Below are 17667 nucleotides of genomic sequence, written 5' to 3' on the forward strand. Positions count from 1 at the left end.
AATATACCACGATAAGTATAAAAGAAAATTAAAGTACTATTTTCTTTTTCTTGAACCAATATATCCCCACCATTTTTGGAAGTTGATACAAATTGTTTAGGTAAATGAATCATCTTACTATTATACTCAACATTTGGAATTAACTTTTTTTGTTCTATAAGTTCTATTACTTGTTTACGATCTTCTTTATAAATTATAAAATCTAGTTTCATATATATTTTTACAAAAGGCACATATATACAAATAATAATTATGATTAATTGTATAACTAAAGGTTTCCAGTTTTTACATTTTATAAAGTTTATAATTCCTATAATAAATATTATAAAAAATGACCCATAAATTGCAATACTAACAAACGGCATGAAAAATGGTGTAACTAATTGAACTAAATACCATTTAGTTAAATTATAAATTATTATAATAATACCGCTTATCATTGTAATTTTAGTTAATTTTTTTTTCATATTTTATACGCCCTTCCAATTTTAAATCATATTTCTAAATCATTCTATATATTTAATTAAAATGATATCATCAAAAATCGAAAAAAGAGTTCTATATTTCTAGGGGTAGTATCACACATCCATCAACTTAAGAAATTGGTAGTTCCCCAAAACGAAGAAAATTTTCGTTTTGAGGACACTTCAAAATATTAGCTTGAGGGCATGGGACTGAACCCCTAATACTTTATTTTAATAATAATTCTTTTCATAAAATAAAACCCGATTATCAGTCTAAACCATTTTTTAGATCTAACAATAACAAGTGGACATTTTTACATTTCAGATAGTCTCTTTTATTCTAATTTCTTCATTTCTTTCAGTCGTTCTATATCCTTTTCTGAAGCCTTTTCTATTTTATACAATTCATAGCTACCCTTTGTCTCATTTATCACTACAAATTCAATTTCATTCCGAATATAGCTTTTAGTTTTTCCTTTTTTATAACCAATAACATTATCTAATATAGTTTTCCCACTATCTTTTTTATATAAATTATAGCTTACAGGTGGACGACCAATTACATACTTATTATCTGAAAACCCGACTATATCATCTCTTCCTAATCCTGTCGAAACACTCCAGACAAAAATAATCTGAAATATAGAAAAAACAACAATACCGCATAAGAAAACAAATAGGATTGATTTAAAAAATAACTTTAAAAATATCCTGCCCAAAAACATTTCCTCCCATTTCATCTCGGGATAACAAGAACAAAACGTGAGTTTTGTACGTTAAGAAACCGAATTTTTATATTGTTGAACTCAACCCCCGTCAATGCCATAAGAAAAAGGGTTACCGCAGTAACCCTTTTTCTTATAATACACGTCATTTAGGTAAGCTATGGATGAATAAAGTCAATCTATGAAATTTCCCACAATTTTTTAACTTCCACCAATTCCTGCCCATTGAATTCCATTCTATATATATCTGGTTTTGATGTCTGTAGTAAAAAATTCAAATCATACTTACTGTCATAATACCCCATCATCAAAGTCATTACAGCCCCATGAGTGCCTAATACTACTTTCTGTCCTCGATAGGTGTTTAATAATTCTTTTAAAACTTTTATAGCACGTTTCTGACATTCGACATTCGACTCTCCTCCCTTTAAAGCAAAGTCGGGATCTATGAATGACTTTTCTATCAAAGGGAATAATTCTTTATCCGACATTCGTACCTCTTCAGCAATAAAAATTCTCTCTTTTAAGTCCTCAAATACTATAACTTCTTGTCCTATTTGCTTCGCTAACTGCTGAACAGTTAGAATTGATCGATTGTATGGACTCGAGATAACAACGTCGATTTCCTCACCTTGTAATGCATCTGTTATTCGTTGAACATCTGATTTTCCTTTTTCAGTTAATCCTCTTGTCTCTTCTTTTCCAAATTTCGGTGAATCCCCGTGTCTCACCATATATATGAAAGTTTTCATAATTGCCTCCATTTTCCCAGTTTTCTTTACAATTCCTCCCTGATATTAGCATATATATCCAAATTTGTCTCTTTCAATTAACAGAAAAACGCGCGAATTTGAAATAAATTCACGATATTTGTAAGAAAAACTCGAAGTTTTCACTATCCTCAGGTATAAAAAAACGTTATTCTTTCTAAACAAGCTTGATTATTAGAAAGGATGAGATTTTTATGAATCTTTCAATTCGAAGCGAGCTACAATTATTTGCTGAAGAATTACATCAACATCTTACCCCATCATTTTTAGAAAAACTCGCTAGAGAACTAGCTTTTGTACAAAGAAAGCGTAAATTTTCAGGACGTGATTTAGCTATTATTTGTGTGTGGATTAGTCAACGTGTAGCGAGTGATTCCTTAGTTCGACTGTGTAGTCAACTTCATGCTGTTACAGGAACTCTTATGAGTCCAGAAGGACTAAATAAACGCTTCAATAAGAAGGCTGTTTGCTTTTTAAAACATATCTTCTCTATATTATTAAAAAATAAAATTTGTGAAACATCAGTGATTCCAAGCTCTTCAATTACCTATTTTCAACGGATTCGTATTTTAGATGCGACGATTTTTCAAGTACCAAAACATTTAGCTAGTGTGTATCCTGGATCAGGTGGTTGTGCACAAACAGCAGGTATAAAGATTCAATTAGAATATGATTTACATAGTGGACAGGTTTTAAAATTTCAAGTTGAACCGGGTAAGAACAATGATAAGACCTTTGGAACAGAATGTTTAGCAACATTACGACCTGGCGATTTATGTATTCGGGATTTAGGCTATTATTCACTGGAAGATTTAGATCAAATGGACCAACGAGGCGTGTATTACATATCGCGACTTAAACTCAATAACATGGTGTATATCAAAAATGAGTTTCCTGAATACTTTCGAAATGGAACAGTAAAAAAACAGTCTCAGTACATCAAAGTTGATTTAGAACACATTATGAATACCTTAAAACCGGGACAGGTCTATGAAATATCAGATGCTTATATCGGAAAGGATAAAAAACTATTTACACGAGTTATTATATATCGATTAACTGAAAAACAACTTCGAGAGCGTAAGAAAAAACAAGTGTATACGGAAAAGAAAAAGGGTATTACGTACTCAGAGAAAAGCAAACGATTAACTGGTATGAACATTTATGTTACCAATACACCTTTGGAATGGGTTCCGATGGAACAAATACATGATTTTTATTCCCTCCGCTGGCAGATTGAAATTATCTTTAAAACTTGGAAATCCTTATTTCAAATTCATGATTGGCACAATATCAAACGAGAGCGATTAGAATGCCACATTTATGGAAAACTCATCGCTATTTTTCTATGTTCTTCTACTATGTTTAAGATGCGACAGTTAATTTTAAGGAAGAAGAAAAGAGAATTAAGCGAATATAAAGCCATTGGAATGATTCAAGACCACCTATACATTCTTTATCAAGCTATACAGCAAAACACCCGAGAAATAACAAAAATTTTAATTCGCCTGTTCCATCTTCTACAGAAGAACGGACGGAAATCTCACAAATATGAGAAGAAAACTGTCTTTGATATTATGGGTGTTGTGTATGAGTATAGTGGATTGAGGAAACAAAAGAAAATTGCATAATTAAAAAAGTGAGACCCATTAGGGTTTATTTGGTATGCGCATTTTTAAGAGTATACTTTTATTTTAACAATGTTTTAACCCGGCTGAACAAGAGTTCAATTTGTTTACACTCTTAAGTTGATGGGCATGTGAAGTAACCCCAAAACAAAAAATAAGCTGCCCATTCTGAAAACTTATGTACATCATTTTCGAATGCGGGAGTTCCATCTTTCAAAACTAACCTATTAAATAGGGTTAGTTGTATAAACTATATTAGCATCGGAATATTCTCGACTTGGGGTTACCGTAAATGCTTTCTCCTAATCATCCATATCGATAAATGACTTACTTCTGATCAATTTGCCTTTGTTGTTCTTCGTTTAAAAGGAGCTAGTTTTACATACGATAAAGCACTAAAAAAACTGTGCACAAAAACCTGCATGGTAACAAGTTTTTGGCACAGTTCTATTATTTAATCCCTTTCATAAGTACCTGAATCTTTGGAGCCATGAAATATAAAATAACACTTAAAACAATGGATACTCCGCCAATTACACCGAAATAAATAATCTCTGTTTCAGGATTATATAATCGCACAAGCTGCGCATTGATAGCTTGTGCAGATGCACTCGTTAAAAACCATAGACTCATTGTTTGAGCAGAGAACGCTGCTGGAGCTAGTTTTGTAGTAATAGATAAACCTACAGGTGATAAACAAAGTTCCCCGATTACGACTAGAAGGAAACTAATGACTAACCAAATTGGGCTAACAAGGGATTCGGTACCATGGATATATGCAGGAATAATCATCACTAAGAATGATAAACCAGCAAATAATAAACCGATAGCAAATTTATTTGCTGTACTTGGTTGGCGTGAATTCAGCTTTACCCAAAGCCAAGCAAACACTGGTGCTAGTAAAACAATATAAATAGGGTTTAAAGATTGGAACCATGAAGATTGAACCTCAAATCCTGCAAAGTTTAACTGCGTACGTTGATCAGCATAACTAGCTAAGATGATTGCTCCCTGCTCTTGAATCGCCCAAAACATTGTAGCAGCGATAAATAGTGGTATGTAAGCAATTAAGCGAGATTTTTCAACTTTTGTCGTCTTTGGACTACGGTACATAAAGACAAAGTAGCCTGTTGGAATTAGAATACCTAAGATACTTACAAGTAAAGTAAATCGATCAATCGTTAAAATACCTGTTGGAATTGTTAACACACAAACTAGTGCAATTGCGATAATACCAATGCTAAACTGTATAAGAACCTTTTTTCTTTCCTTGTCTGTTAAAGGATTTGGTACTTGCGTTCCTGCTAATCCTAGATTTTTCTTTTTCGTAAGAACATACATAATTAATCCAAATAGCATACCAATTGCTGCCACACCAAAACCTAAGTGGAAGTTATACTTTTGACCGAGTGTTCCAATCACAAACGGAGATAATAGTGCTCCTAAATTAATACCCATATAGAAAATACTGAAACCTGAATCACGACGAGTATCTGTTTCACTATATAAATCACCAACAATACTAGATACATTCGGTTTTAATAACCCTGTTCCAAGTACTAAAAATACCATTGAGATAAATAATGTACTAACCGTTCCTGGTAGAGCTAAGATGAGATGACCAATCATTATTAAAACGCCACCCCAAAATATTGTTCTACTTGAACCTAATAGGCGGTCAGCAATCCACCCACCAATAATTCCAGACATGTAAACTAACGAACCATAGATAGCCATAATGGATGCAGCTGTGGCGTGATCCATCCCTAAGCCACCTTTAGAAATGGAATAGTACATATAGTAAAGTAATATTGCTCTCATTCCATAGTAAGAAAATCGCTCCCAAAATTCTGTAAAGAATAGGGTAAATAGCCCTTTTGGATGTCCAAAGAAACCATTTTGTGGAACGGTGCGAATGATATCGCTTTTGTTAAGCTTCTCCATACAAATACACTCCTAATATACAAATATAATAATTCATTGTTAAGTATATACCAAAAAATAGAAAATTTAAATAAATTTTTATTTGTGTAATAATTAGATTTTTAAGAAAAAACTAATTTATGTGTTGTTTTCGATGATAATTTTATGTAAATTATATAATATATATATAATAATTCTGATAGTGATATTGTACAAATATAAATACAAATATAGGAGGATTTATATATTGGCAATAAAAGCAGTTACGATAGAAGAAATTTATCAAGAAATATTGGATGGCAAAAGGAAACGATTCCCTCCAAATACTTGGAAAGAAGATTTGGATAATAAACTCGCCCGCAGAGTAATCACATATTTATTACACAGTATCTTAAAATGGGATAAGGAAGACATCAGAAAAAAATGGAACACTCAATTACTTGTAAAGTATAAATTACGAGGATTACTCAAACATAGATACGAAAATAGCCCTTTTAAAGCAATAAATGATTTATACCCAAGTGAGTTTAAAGAATGGGAGTTTGGTATGACTCCTTTAAATTTTTGGACGAAAGAAAAGGCATTAACGATTTTGAGATGGATGATTGAAGAAAAAAAAGGTTTATCGAACGAAAAGCTCTTACGCGTATACGGCAAAAAATGGTTGGAGAAAAACAAACTTAGTGCCCCTCTGGCTATGTACTGGAATAGTAGTCCGTTTGCAATGATTAACGATTTGTACCCTAGTCGTTTTAAAGAATGGGAATTTCTCATGACGCCCAATAACTTCTGGACAAAAGAAAAAGCATTAGAAGCATTGAAATGGACCATTGAAGAAAAAGAAAAATTAACGCCCGAACAAATACTGGATGTTTACAGTATAAAATGGCTAAAGACTCACAGATTAGCGTCTCCATGTCAATTAATGTGGGGAAATAGTCCATTTAAAATGATAAACGACTTATATCCAGGTCGCTTTAAAGAATGGGAATTTAAAGTTACACCAGTTGGCTTTTGGTCCAAATGTAAAGCACTAGAAGCATTAAGATGGACCATTGAAGAGAAAGAAAAACTGGATGAAAAACAGCTATTAAACGTATTTAATCAACGATGGCTCATAAAACAAAAATTACGGACACCCTTACAACGCTATTGGAAAGGAAGCCCCTACGGGATGCTTATTGCTTTATATCCAAATCGTTTTTCTAAAGGTATGTTAAAAGGGTATTGTAATAATTAAAGTGGAAATGTAAGTATGCAGAGACGCCCTTTGGTGTCTCTTTTTGAAATCCTATGTAAGTACATTCTTATGTGCCTATCGCTTTATTTATCGAAGAAAGTGAACCTGTTATATTATTTCCCAATCCATCTCGTCAAAGCCATACCAAGAAACCCAGCGCCCATCCCTATCATCCACCCAGTTTTGGCGCCTCCAAACATAGATCCCACTCCCGCGCCAAGAAACGTACAGCCCACGAATACTATCCCCCGATGCCCCAGTTCGGTCGTTCCATGCTTCATCCCCACCCTTTCTTTACAACATATACTATATGCAAGCTAAAATTTCTAGCTTATGAACTGTTCATTTTCTTGACTATAACTATATGTTTCATATCCATTACTTACAGGTCCAAATGTCATTTTTACATCAATTCGTTACTTAACTTCATTGGTTACTTTTTTTCATCTTATAGAAGATTATTTCTCAACACATAACACATGGAATTATATTACCAGTAATGGTAATATAAAGGTACCTTCAATTGTTAACTGTTGTTCCCTTTTTGAAAGTCCTGTCAAAAGACAGGACTTTTTAAATTTACTTCCTACTAATTTGGCTTTTTCGTTAATATCCTTTTACCTTGTATTTATTTGTTTTGTTATCTTTCCTTAACAACAAATAAGACGTCGCCAAAATCAAGGCAGCGCCTACTATAATTCCTATACATTTAATCAAAATCATTTATCCTCACATTATTTATTTCTTTGCTTCCATACCCCATTCTCTTTACGAAAAGTATTCTTTCCATTCATGAAGTCAGCTGTATTACCAGGAATGCTATATTTCTTATTCTTTTTCTTAGACTTCTTCTTCAGCCTTTTCTCTTCTTGGATAGCTTGCAAATCCGCCTTCCATTGTTTCAACAAATCCTTTTCACGTCGCATCGAATTTGTACCCCTTGGTTTAAAATGTGAACCAGATAATTAGATTCTACCTATTCATATAGATATCCTCTAATCCAATGTACCAAGTTATGTTTTTCTTTTTAAATAGACCAACAATATATTAAAATATTCTATATATCCAAGGAGGTTTGTCATGCTCAACTTTCATAAAGAATTACCCCTATTAGGATTCTTTTTGTTTTTATACAGTTTTATTGGTATCATCTTTTTATTACTATTCCTGAGCGTGTAGTAACAATGCAATGCGTATACATATATGTTTAATGTGTAAATTCTATAAAAGAAGTAAAAAGCACCTCTGCTGGATGATTAATATATACTATATATTAATTAGGAGAAAACATTTGGTATAATATAAGTGCTTTATTATATGTGTTTTCTTCAAACCGTCTTAGGAGGAAAGTAGTTTTTTATTTTTTCAATAGTACTTACTAACTATTTCTGTTAATATTTAGTTACCGATATGTGTATCAACCGGCCTGTGCTTCTGTACGGGCTTTTTTGATGCTTTCATGCTTCGTAATACCCAGGAACCTGTCTTAGTATTCGGGAATTCTACTAGATTCCCGAATACTAAGACAAACAAAAGCCTGTCCTATTAACTCTATAAAGACACCATTGCAAATATAATCCCTTATAGCTTCTATAGATTCTCAACTTTTTCATAATATTTATGAGAGTTTTTTTATATTCATATTTCTGTAACATCTTTATATAACGTTTTAATATATTACGTGTTAAACTTAAAACATTCCAAGAAGTCCTTTACTTTTAGAATCGACAATTCTTCAATACCCTTAGTCTTGCCCTGCATCCCCTGCAGGGCTTTTATCATTTAGCTAGAATTGATAAAGCCTTTTGTAGATTTCTTCAACCTTATCTGTACTGTTATTTATATCTCTAGCTCTTAAATTCTTTGTGAGCCACAAGATTTTCTTCCGTTCATATTCATCTCTCTGCTATTTATCCGTTATTTTCCATCCTTAATAATCCGTTTATTGATGCGTTCCATAACTTTATCCTTAGTTAGATTTTCAATAACAACCTCTATTTTCCTAAAATTCAATCAAATCTTTATAAATTTCTAATGAGTATTAATTGATAGGAATCCCACAGCATAAAATGGAATTTATTCTCAAAAGTTATTAATTATTCTATCTGTCAAACTATTAGTTTATCTCTTCTTCATATTTTAATTGTCTTTTGACCACAATCAAACGAATAAAATACACAAATAGGTAAGGAGCATTAGTATGATTATACAAGAAAAATTATCTTTTTCAGATCTAGATTCATTAGATTCAACTACAGACTCCATAATGGATGCGTTTAAAGATCTTTATGGAATACTTCCTGACGAAATTGCATTAAATAATGAGACGTTTCCAATTCATAATAAGCCTGCTATTACTGAACGTTATGGTCATGCTTGTTATAAAATGCTGGGCCCTTTTATATTTCGAGATCTTGAAGAACCTTCAATAAATGAAATAACCCTAAAGGAACAATTTGTATATAATCCTAATAATGAAGAAAAAGAGATTGTAGTGACAATAAAAGAACAATGGGTCAATATACAATCTTGGAGTTCGAAATCTATTACAGGTTTAACTTTAAAATCAGATCTTATTATTGCAGGTAAATTTCAATCGGGTAATGAATTTAATATTTCAACTTTTGTAGGAGAAAGTAATTCAAAATCAATTCATACCTCTCCTTCAATTGAACATTCTATTAAAGTACCTCCAAATAGTAAAATGAAAATTGCAATGATAGGAACATTAATTACTGAGGTTCTACATTTCCAATCAATTATAACAGTACAAGGCATGTTTGGTGCATGTTTTCCACGTATGGTTCGTGGACATTATGTTGGGTTTAAAAGCGCCGGTCACATCCTAAATAAAACGTTTGGAATAATTGAAGGTTCCATTAACAATACAGCAATTCAGGATATTGAAATAAATATTAAAGGGATAGAACCTTATTCCTATAAACAAAAAGTGATCAAGTAGTAAAGTTGCAAGCAAAAAAATATACTGTTTTTTGATTCTATATCATATATAGATCATTAGAATAAGGAAAAGGAAAAATTTATGGCTAACAGTACTTCAAAATCATTGAATGGGGGAAAATGAATTGTCAAACAAAAATGAGTTAAGTTTTTTCATTATTAGATTAGTATTAGGGTTAACTTTTTTTGCACATGGACTCATAAAATTTCAAGATGGTATTCATAATACAGAAAATTTCTTCAACAGCCTAGGAATATTCGATTGGCTTGCATATCCAGTAGCAATTATTGAACTAGTGGGTGGAATTTTAGTTATTCTGGGGCTTGGTACACGAATTATTTCAACCTTATTTTCTTTACTTATTGCCGGAGCCATTATTACTGTGAAATTTGATCAAGGATTTATAGGAGGGTATGAATTTGATTTATTATTATTGGCTGTTTCTTTATTTTTTGTAGTAAATAACAGCCAATCTATTTCATTAGATAAATTCCTATCGAATCGTAATAATAAACAACAAACTCTATAAACATAAAGTTTCTTCTCAACACGTAAATCTTTATTTTGTGAAGAAGCTTATTTATATGAATTACTCAATTTAGATCCGAAAAAAGTAAAAAGAATCCCTTATATTTTGAAAAAGTTTTTTCAAAATATAAGGGATTTATAATTTATTTTTAAATTATTGTATAAAAGGACTTCAACTTTTGGTTACATAAATACCTTCTTATCTTTTTTAAAACGCTCTGTATGCATTTTCTTAGTTGTTAATACCACTTTCTGTGGAATCTTATATAATGGTAGTTTATCTTTACAGAACTCTCTTAATCGCTTTCTAAATTCACTTACACTTTCATTTGTACTTAATTTAACCACAGCCTTAACCATTTGCCCTGTGATTGCATTTTTTTCACCAACAACAGCAACCTCCTCTACTCCATCCATTAGCTGTATTACATTTTCAACTTCAGCTGGAAATACTTTTTCTCCGCCAATATTTATAATCTCTGATTTTCTTCCTAAAATTTTAATATAATCTCCATCTACTTCCACCATATCTCCTGTCATAAGCCAGCCATCTTGAGTAAATGGACTCGGAGCATTAATATAACCAATCATTGTAGACATTGATTTGATCTGCAACATTCCATCCACTACTCTTGATTCAATATTCTTATCGCTTAGTTTGATCCACAAAGAATCATTCGATTTAGATTGTGAATATAAAACTCCATATTCTGACAACCCATACATTTGTGTAATTTTAACATGAGGGAATATTTCATTTATTTTACTTAGTGTAGCCTCAGGCATAACTTCTGATCCATAAGAAATGGTCTGCAAACTATTTAAATTATACTTTTTATAAACCTCACTCAGTATAAGTAGATTTATAAAAGTTGGTGATGCGGGTAAAGCTTGTACTTGATGTTTCTCAATCATGTTACATACTCGATTAGGGGTACGATCATCAATAATTACCAAACACCCTGAGCTGGAAATAATTTGGAATAGAGTATTAACTCCTCCAATGTGATCAAATAACATAAATGGTATAACACGTTTTACACTCCTTGCGACACTGTACTTCTTTTGAAGTAATGTAAAATCATGTACAATTGCTTTACTACTTCCGGTTGTACCAGATGAAAACAATACTAATCCTGGATGTTTTAACTTTTTCAGTTGTAATAATAATTCATTTTGAATGTAATCCCTTTGTATATTGATTATTTCAAAGCTTCCCCTTTCAACTTTAATTACATTTTCTAATTCAACTATTTCATAGTATTCTTTCTTCTTACTGTCAACCAATGAATTTAATATCGGTACTACAGTACATCCTAATTCAATAAGTGCTAAAAACATTGCTATAGAGTATGGAGAATAATCCGCTTCCAAAGAGACTATTGTATAATCCATCTTTCTATGTTCATTTAACTCCCTTGTATAAATCTTTATTTGATTTAGAAACCACTCATATGTGTAAGTTTTATCCTCCCAAACTATAGCTTCGCATTCTTTATTCATTTCAAATCTTTCAAATAAAAAATCAATATGCATACCTAACCTCCTTTTAAATTTTCTCCTTTAATATTTTGTTATGTTAGTGATTTTAATTGTTCCTGGCATTCTAAAATATACGCAACTAATGTTTCTATTGTTTTAAATGGGCTATTATGTTGTGACATTGTATCTAAATTCACCAAATCAACTGATAAACCCAATTCATCTTCTAAGCCTTGTTCAATACTTACCAATAAAGATACCAGCCCTAACGAATCTAAATACCCCTCCCAATCATAAAGATGTGCTTTCAAGCCTTTTTCAAGATCAATTTTATTTTCAAGATTTTCATTCACTTCTTCAACACAGCACAATACGATTTGAATAACCTTTTCTTTATTTGTATCTTCCAAGTAAATACACTCCTTTTTATAAATCACCTTTTTACTATGAAGATTTCCTTCCGGCAATTGTAGTAGTATATAACATGAACACTAAATACACTTATTCTTCTACTGATAAAGTTTGTAAGTATACGTAGTAGCCTTACTCTACTTCTCTCAATTATCTTTTCCCTATTAAGACTGAAGACTATAATTATGTTGCAGAAGAAATAAAATATTTTCATGTAAGACACACTCTCTATTAATAATATCCATCATTATCAAATTAAAAGATTCGAGATCACTTAAGTTACTATCTTTTTTTAATAATTTAATATGTGCAATCTTATATAGTCTTTCCCATAATTGTTTTATATCCATTAACTCACTAGTAATATGAATAAATTTATCTTTAAATAACTCGTTCATGTCTATAAGTAAGTCATATAAAAAATATCTACTCCATCTCATATCAAATAAACATTTCAAATACAAAGGAAACATATTTCTTTGTTTATGAAAATCTTCATTTATATTTTCTTTAAGTTCAAGGGCTGCAATCTTACCAAAATAATATATCTTATTGTTTTTTTGCATAATTAAACCTCGAATATACTCACTGGATATTTTTTTTAGTGTTCTCAAAAAAACATCTTTAAGATTTTCCATGCTTATTTTTTCCTGTATAATCACATCAATTGATGAGTAAGATGAAATTCTTTCTATACCTTTTGCTTGAGCCAATTCAGGTATAGCTTTTCCTCCTTTCCAAAAAGAATGGAACTCCTCCATTGATATCTCACCCATAAATTTATTAGGAACTGGATCTTGAACAAATACTCTATCTTCTGTAAGTTTGTTAATTGCGAGGTAATGGTCTGTAACATATTTATCCGTATGGACATCTATATGACTTTTTATAAACTTGGGGTTCAAATAATCATTACTATATGGTAGAAAAAAGGTGCTTCCTAAGGCAATAAATACTTCTTGACGATTCAAACATTCTTTTATATATTGAAGCCCCTTTTCGAAATTAGAATATACATGTTTCTCCATACGAAATGTTTGATTATATTCTAACAACTGTGTATATCTTGCTACAGAAGGTACTGATGTGATAGTATCCATACGATATGCTGGTATACTATATAACTCTTCATTCGCTATTAAACTCATGTAACTAATGCTACCCATACTCTTTAATTTATCGTGAAGAATTGGTATATAGCATGAATAATAATAAGGGACATCAAAAGTTGGAATTAATTCTTTCATTTTCACTACAGCACTCACCCCATATTTATTTTTTTACAGCCCTATCCAGTTCTCAACAGTATAATTCAACTGTAAGTCATTAGTAGCTTTAAATTTTCTATTTGGAATAGGTTGTCCTAATTTATCGACTTCAAAGAGCCTAAAGCCTCTTGAAAACTTAAACCTGCATGCAAGGTCCCTTGGCACTTTAAAATTTCCTGCAAAACGATTTTTTTCTATTCTATCTAGTATCATGCCTACACTCATATAAATTCGTTCACCAACTGGTGTATTTTCAGGTACTTCGACTGTTACAGAAACATCTACAAATTCTGATAATGTTTCTATTACCTTATATTTTTTAGGTATTCCTTTTACACCTTGTGTCACAAAGGTAACTTCGGCTTCTCCTATTTTCTTAGGTATAATTGTTCCATCCCCCATAACCTCTAACACATCTGGGTTATCAACTAAAAATACACCATCTAAAACACTCATTTCAAAACCACTATCGTACGTAACAATTGGATTAATTTTCACTTTCATTCCAGTTAATCCAACTACATCTCGACCATCTAATGTAACATTAACTATATTACCAACATCTCCAAAGAAATATATTAATGGTAGATGCATACGTTCTCCCCAGTCTTTCTCAAAATGTGCACCATTTGGATCCTGATAAAAAATTAAATCATCTCTATATTTGTAACCATTTTTCAATAAAGTTTCTGCAATATCCCTCACATGTTTTACCAAGAAAAAACCTTCCGCACTACCTATATCCATCCATATTTTCAAGTCTTTTTTTCCTTCATACATTTCATATAATTTTAATTCCGAATGATCATCTTCAACTTTCACAAAGAATGGAGATAACATCCCAATTTTCCCAAACACTTCAGGATTGCGGAAACCAATATTATAAGTTGATAAACCACCTGCTGATGACCCTATTAGAGCTGTATTTTCAGCATTAGTCAATGTTCTAAAATTTTCATCAATGTAAGGTTTCACCTCATTGATTATAAATTTTTCATATAATAAACCTGAGCACTCTATATTTTTATCTGGTGAAATGAAATGACAAAACTCATTATTTTCTATGATTCTTTTATGTGCTATACCTACTATTATTATCTCTTGAATTTTACCTTCATAAATTAGCGTTTCAGTCGTTTTGTGGACATTCCATGATTCATCATTTTTTACTACTGGTTCAAACAAGCGCTGCCCAGCATGCATATATAATACAGGATACTTTTGGTACGAATTGCTTTCATAACCAGGTGGTAAATATATAAATAGTTTCCTACTATTCTCAAGTATTTCAGAATGAAAATTTTCAATCGTAATCACTTTAGAAGCTCGTTCCATAGTAACCTCCAATTTTCTATTTTTCACTTTCATTAATACAGTTCTTTTCTAGTTTTCCCTTTAAAATCGTACCCTTTGTTAACTTTTTAGAGAATTTTTCAGTATAAGCTTTTGTTTTAGCTACCAGAATGAAATCCCCCCGGATTTAATTACAATTGTAAAAAAAGTAGCCCCCTATAGTTAAGACTCCACCAAGATAGTTTTTTCTGCAGTTTGCCACTTTACAACCACTTCTCCAGTTCCAAAACTCGGGGTCCGATACTTATGATTCTCTCCGCCTTCAATCAATAGTGTGTTATTGATCTTTCTAATAAATTTAAATTCAAGCAAGCTATCAGCCGGAACACTTATATCAAAATAACCCGTAGGAAATTGATACATTATTTGATTAAAAAATGGCCCTACTGCCTTGCAAGGATTCATATTTCCTAATGAATATGTGTTCCCCATTATAAAAACTTCACTCTCTGGTATTTCATATCCATTTTCAATAACAAATCGAATACAAACTTGCTTTGTATTGAAGATCTCTACATGTTTATAGATATTACTCCTAGTTCCTGTATCTGTTACAACAGTAATTTCATATTTACCATCGTTCACTGCTGGAACTTTTACTTTTATACTAGTATGTGACCATGAAACAACTTCCGCCTCTTTTTCCTCAAATAATACTGATCCTTTTTTAGAAGTAAAGCCACATCCTTCAATACAAATTATTTGACCAACTGTTGTCATCTTATGTCCCACAGTTCCTATTAAAGGTATACTATTTACTCCTTTATGGTGCCAAACATGTACTGACCCAGGTCCAAGCCATAATGAATCTATATTATTATTTTCAACTCTAATTGCTTCACCATCTAAAAGGCCATCCAATATGTCCTTATACTTTCTAGAAGGAAGAATTGTTTTAACACCTTTTATTTCATATCCTTCTGTTAAATTTCGATTCAATGCTATTAATACCACATCACTTCCAAAGTACCTTTCATATACATAAATATCATCCGTTATATATCTTTCTTTGGTATTTCCATATGGAAGTGCATAATTTAAACTACGAAGCGAAGATAAAGATTGTATTATCTTAAAGTTATCTGTATTCACATCAAAAGATTCCATTTGACCACGATTGTTCGGATCTCCATTTCCAACCATATACTGCTCTGTACCATAGTATACAGAAGGTATTCCCCTTGAAGTTAACAAGAATGCTAATGATTGTTCTATTCTACGTTTACTTTGTCCATTAATGTGAAAACGGTCCATATCATGATTATCAATAAAAGTAACAAGATTATTTACATCATTATAAATTTGATATGTTTCTTCAATCATTTTGTGTAACCCATGCATGGAATCCATTCCATCTCGAAAAACTTCGCGCACTTTATGAGCAAAACTAAAGTCTAATAAACTCATACCACTATTATTTGCAAAATGAACATTTCTATGGTCATACTCATTCGGATTGATATACCATTCACCAAAAATAAATACTGGTCTATAATTATAGATTGAATTTAGCCAACTTTTTTGCCAGCCATATGACATGTGTTTTACTGCGTCAACTCGTATACCATCTATCCCTTGGTCTAACCATAGTTTAATAGCTTCTTTAAAATACAAATCAATAGCTATATTTTGGTGATTTAGATCTGCAAGATCAAATAAATTACGATAAACTCCGTCTTCATATTCTTCAAAATCCGTCCCACCATTATGATGAAAATAATGATTGTAATCATTATCGTATCCACCAAGTAACAATCCATTATCATATAATCTACCATTTTCAGCATAGGTCGCATCATCATGTAATGCAGGCGAAGTGTGATTAGGTGCAAAATCCATAATAATTTTTATATCTTTTGCATGAGCGGTTGTTATTAAGGTTTGAAAGTCTTCAAATGTCCCAAAAAAAGGATTTGTTCTTTTAAAATCACGAGCCCAGTAGCCATGATATGAAGTACTTCCTACCAAATCATTTATTGGAGTAAAGATGTTTTCTACCGGTTGAGATATCCATAATGACGTCACACCTAGTTCAGTAAAATAGTTTGTATTTAATTTCTCAATAATCCCTATCCAATCTCCACCAAAGTATTTCTTTTTATTTTCCCTAGATTCATCATATAATCCCCCTTTAGGATTATATGATGGACATCCATTATGGAATCTGTCCGTTACAATTTGATATATTATATCCTTAGAAAAATTAACGTTGTTCCTATTCACCTTAAGTTTATCTTTTTCTTTCAAATGACAACCTCCATCCCATAGAAGCATTTACCAGCTATTTTCAAACGTTTAGCACTCTACCCTTAAGTACTATTTGAAAAATAGTTACAATATATTTCGCCTCCTAACTAGTAACTCATGTTTCGATTCAATTTTTCATACAACATAATGTCTACAAGTGGGTTCTATATTTGTCCTATAAACTGTACCATTTGATTTATGTCGAAGTAAGGGAAAAAATGTCATTATATAGGGAGGATAAATATAGAAAATTCTTACATAGAATTATGCTTACAAAATATAGCCCCAATAAAATACATAGACAAAACATTTTTTATTTGGTAATATTCACCTGAAAATATTTGGTAAAACTTTATACGGAGAGGAGTATTAAAAGTAAATACTAGATTATTAATAAAAATACTATTTATACAACTAATACCAATCTTATATTCCAAAATAAACTATAAAATATAAATATAGCTCCCAATCTTACAAATATTAAAAATCTAGGGAAAAGCTGTAAAGAAATTTCAAAATAATCTGGAGAAATATTTTATTTTTAAAAATTTTATATAAAAATTAAAAGCGGATGGTCTTCATTTAATACAAAAGGTTCTAATTGTAAAGATGAATTATCCGCCACTCATTGTCACGAATGAAGAGTTAGAACAGGCAGTATATATA

General features: G+C 31.4%; 15 protein-coding genes. 4 read left to right on the forward strand and 11 right to left on the reverse strand.

All coding sequences use genetic code 11. The annotated features are described in order from the left end of the window. The 3 genes from D1166_RS29515 to D1166_RS29525 form a co-directional block, all read right to left on the reverse strand. A partial coding sequence (locus tag D1166_RS29515; protein ID WP_118043532.1) for a hypothetical protein occupies positions 1-467 on the reverse strand: 467 nt, incomplete at its 3' end. A gap of 332 nt (positions 468-799) precedes the next feature. Further along, on the reverse strand, positions 800-1183 hold the full coding sequence (locus tag D1166_RS29520) for a hypothetical protein (RefSeq protein ID WP_118043533.1): 384 nt from the start codon (positions 1181-1183) through the stop codon (positions 800-802). 185 nt (positions 1184-1368) lie between these two features. Beyond that, on the reverse strand, positions 1369-1941 hold the full coding sequence (locus D1166_RS29525) for a histidine phosphatase family protein (RefSeq protein ID WP_098221077.1): 573 nt from the start codon (positions 1939-1941) through the stop codon (positions 1369-1371). 212 nt (positions 1942-2153) lie between these two features. Between D1166_RS29525 and D1166_RS29530 the strand changes: the two genes are divergently transcribed. Then, a complete protein-coding gene (locus D1166_RS29530; protein ID WP_098221078.1) occupies positions 2154-3590 on the forward strand; it encodes an IS4 family transposase in 1437 nt (478 codons plus the stop codon). Positions 3591-4037: 447 nt separating this feature from the next. On the opposite strand, the gene D1166_RS29535 is transcribed toward D1166_RS29530, so the two are convergent. Next, entirely contained in the window at positions 4038-5531 is a 1494-nt protein-coding gene (locus D1166_RS29535; protein ID WP_098221079.1) for a peptide MFS transporter, read from the reverse strand. Between the two features lie 133 nt (positions 5532-5664). Here D1166_RS29535 and D1166_RS29540 point away from each other — a divergent pair, with 133 nt between their 5' ends. Beyond that, the gene (locus tag D1166_RS29540) at positions 5665-6750 is read left to right on the forward strand and encodes a DUF4046 domain-containing protein (protein ID WP_423243016.1); all 1086 of its coding nucleotides are present in this window, start codon (positions 5665-5667) and stop codon (positions 6748-6750) included. A 113-nt stretch (positions 6751-6863) separates the two neighbouring features. Here D1166_RS29540 and D1166_RS32035 read toward each other — a convergent pair whose 3' ends face one another. Continuing rightward, positions 6864-6986 carry a hypothetical protein gene (locus D1166_RS32035; RefSeq protein WP_002063117.1) on the reverse strand — a complete coding sequence of 41 codons (123 nt, stop codon included), beginning with the start codon at positions 6984-6986 and terminating at the stop codon, positions 6864-6866. A 498-nt stretch (positions 6987-7484) separates the two neighbouring features. Next, on the reverse strand, positions 7485-7676 hold the full coding sequence (locus D1166_RS29545) for a hypothetical protein (RefSeq protein WP_001250597.1): 192 nt from the start codon (positions 7674-7676) through the stop codon (positions 7485-7487). Positions 7677-8950: 1274 nt separating this feature from the next. On the opposite strand from D1166_RS29545, the gene D1166_RS29550 reads away from it, so the two are divergent. Continuing rightward, entirely contained in the window at positions 8951-9712 is a 762-nt protein-coding gene (locus D1166_RS29550) for a hydralysin-2 (RefSeq protein WP_097861875.1), read from the forward strand. A gap of 124 nt (positions 9713-9836) precedes the next feature. Beyond that, on the forward strand, positions 9837-10241 hold the full coding sequence (locus tag D1166_RS29555; protein WP_170955312.1) for a DoxX family protein: 405 nt from the start codon (positions 9837-9839) through the stop codon (positions 10239-10241). A 182-nt stretch (positions 10242-10423) separates the two neighbouring features. On the opposite strand, the gene D1166_RS29560 is transcribed toward D1166_RS29555, so the two are convergent. The 5 genes from D1166_RS29560 to D1166_RS29580 form a co-directional block, all read right to left on the reverse strand. Continuing rightward, entirely contained in the window at positions 10424-11776 is a 1353-nt protein-coding gene (locus tag D1166_RS29560) for an ANL family adenylate-forming protein (RefSeq protein ID WP_097879704.1), read from the reverse strand. A gap of 38 nt (positions 11777-11814) precedes the next feature. Continuing rightward, complete coding sequence (locus D1166_RS29565; RefSeq protein ID WP_016090626.1) at positions 11815-12132, reverse strand: hypothetical protein; 318 nt, start codon at positions 12130-12132, stop codon at positions 11815-11817. Between the two features lie 165 nt (positions 12133-12297). After that, a complete protein-coding gene (locus D1166_RS29570) occupies positions 12298-13386 on the reverse strand; it encodes a cysteine peptidase family C39 domain-containing protein (RefSeq protein ID WP_097879705.1) in 1089 nt (362 codons plus the stop codon). Positions 13387-13413: 27 nt separating this feature from the next. Further along, positions 13414-14736 (reverse strand): alpha/beta hydrolase, encoded by a 1323-nt coding sequence (locus D1166_RS29575; RefSeq protein WP_118043534.1) that lies wholly within the window; start codon positions 14734-14736, stop codon positions 13414-13416. Between the two features lie 180 nt (positions 14737-14916). Next, on the reverse strand, positions 14917-17001 hold the full coding sequence (locus D1166_RS29580) for an alpha-amylase family glycosyl hydrolase (RefSeq protein ID WP_097879707.1): 2085 nt from the start codon (positions 16999-17001) through the stop codon (positions 14917-14919). Positions 17002-17667 lie beyond the last annotated feature (666 nt).

The sequence above is a fragment of the Bacillus sp. ISO11 genome (assembly GCF_003458115.1).
Classification (GTDB): Bacteria; Bacillota; Bacilli; order Bacillales; family Bacillaceae_G; genus Bacillus_A; species Bacillus_A cereus.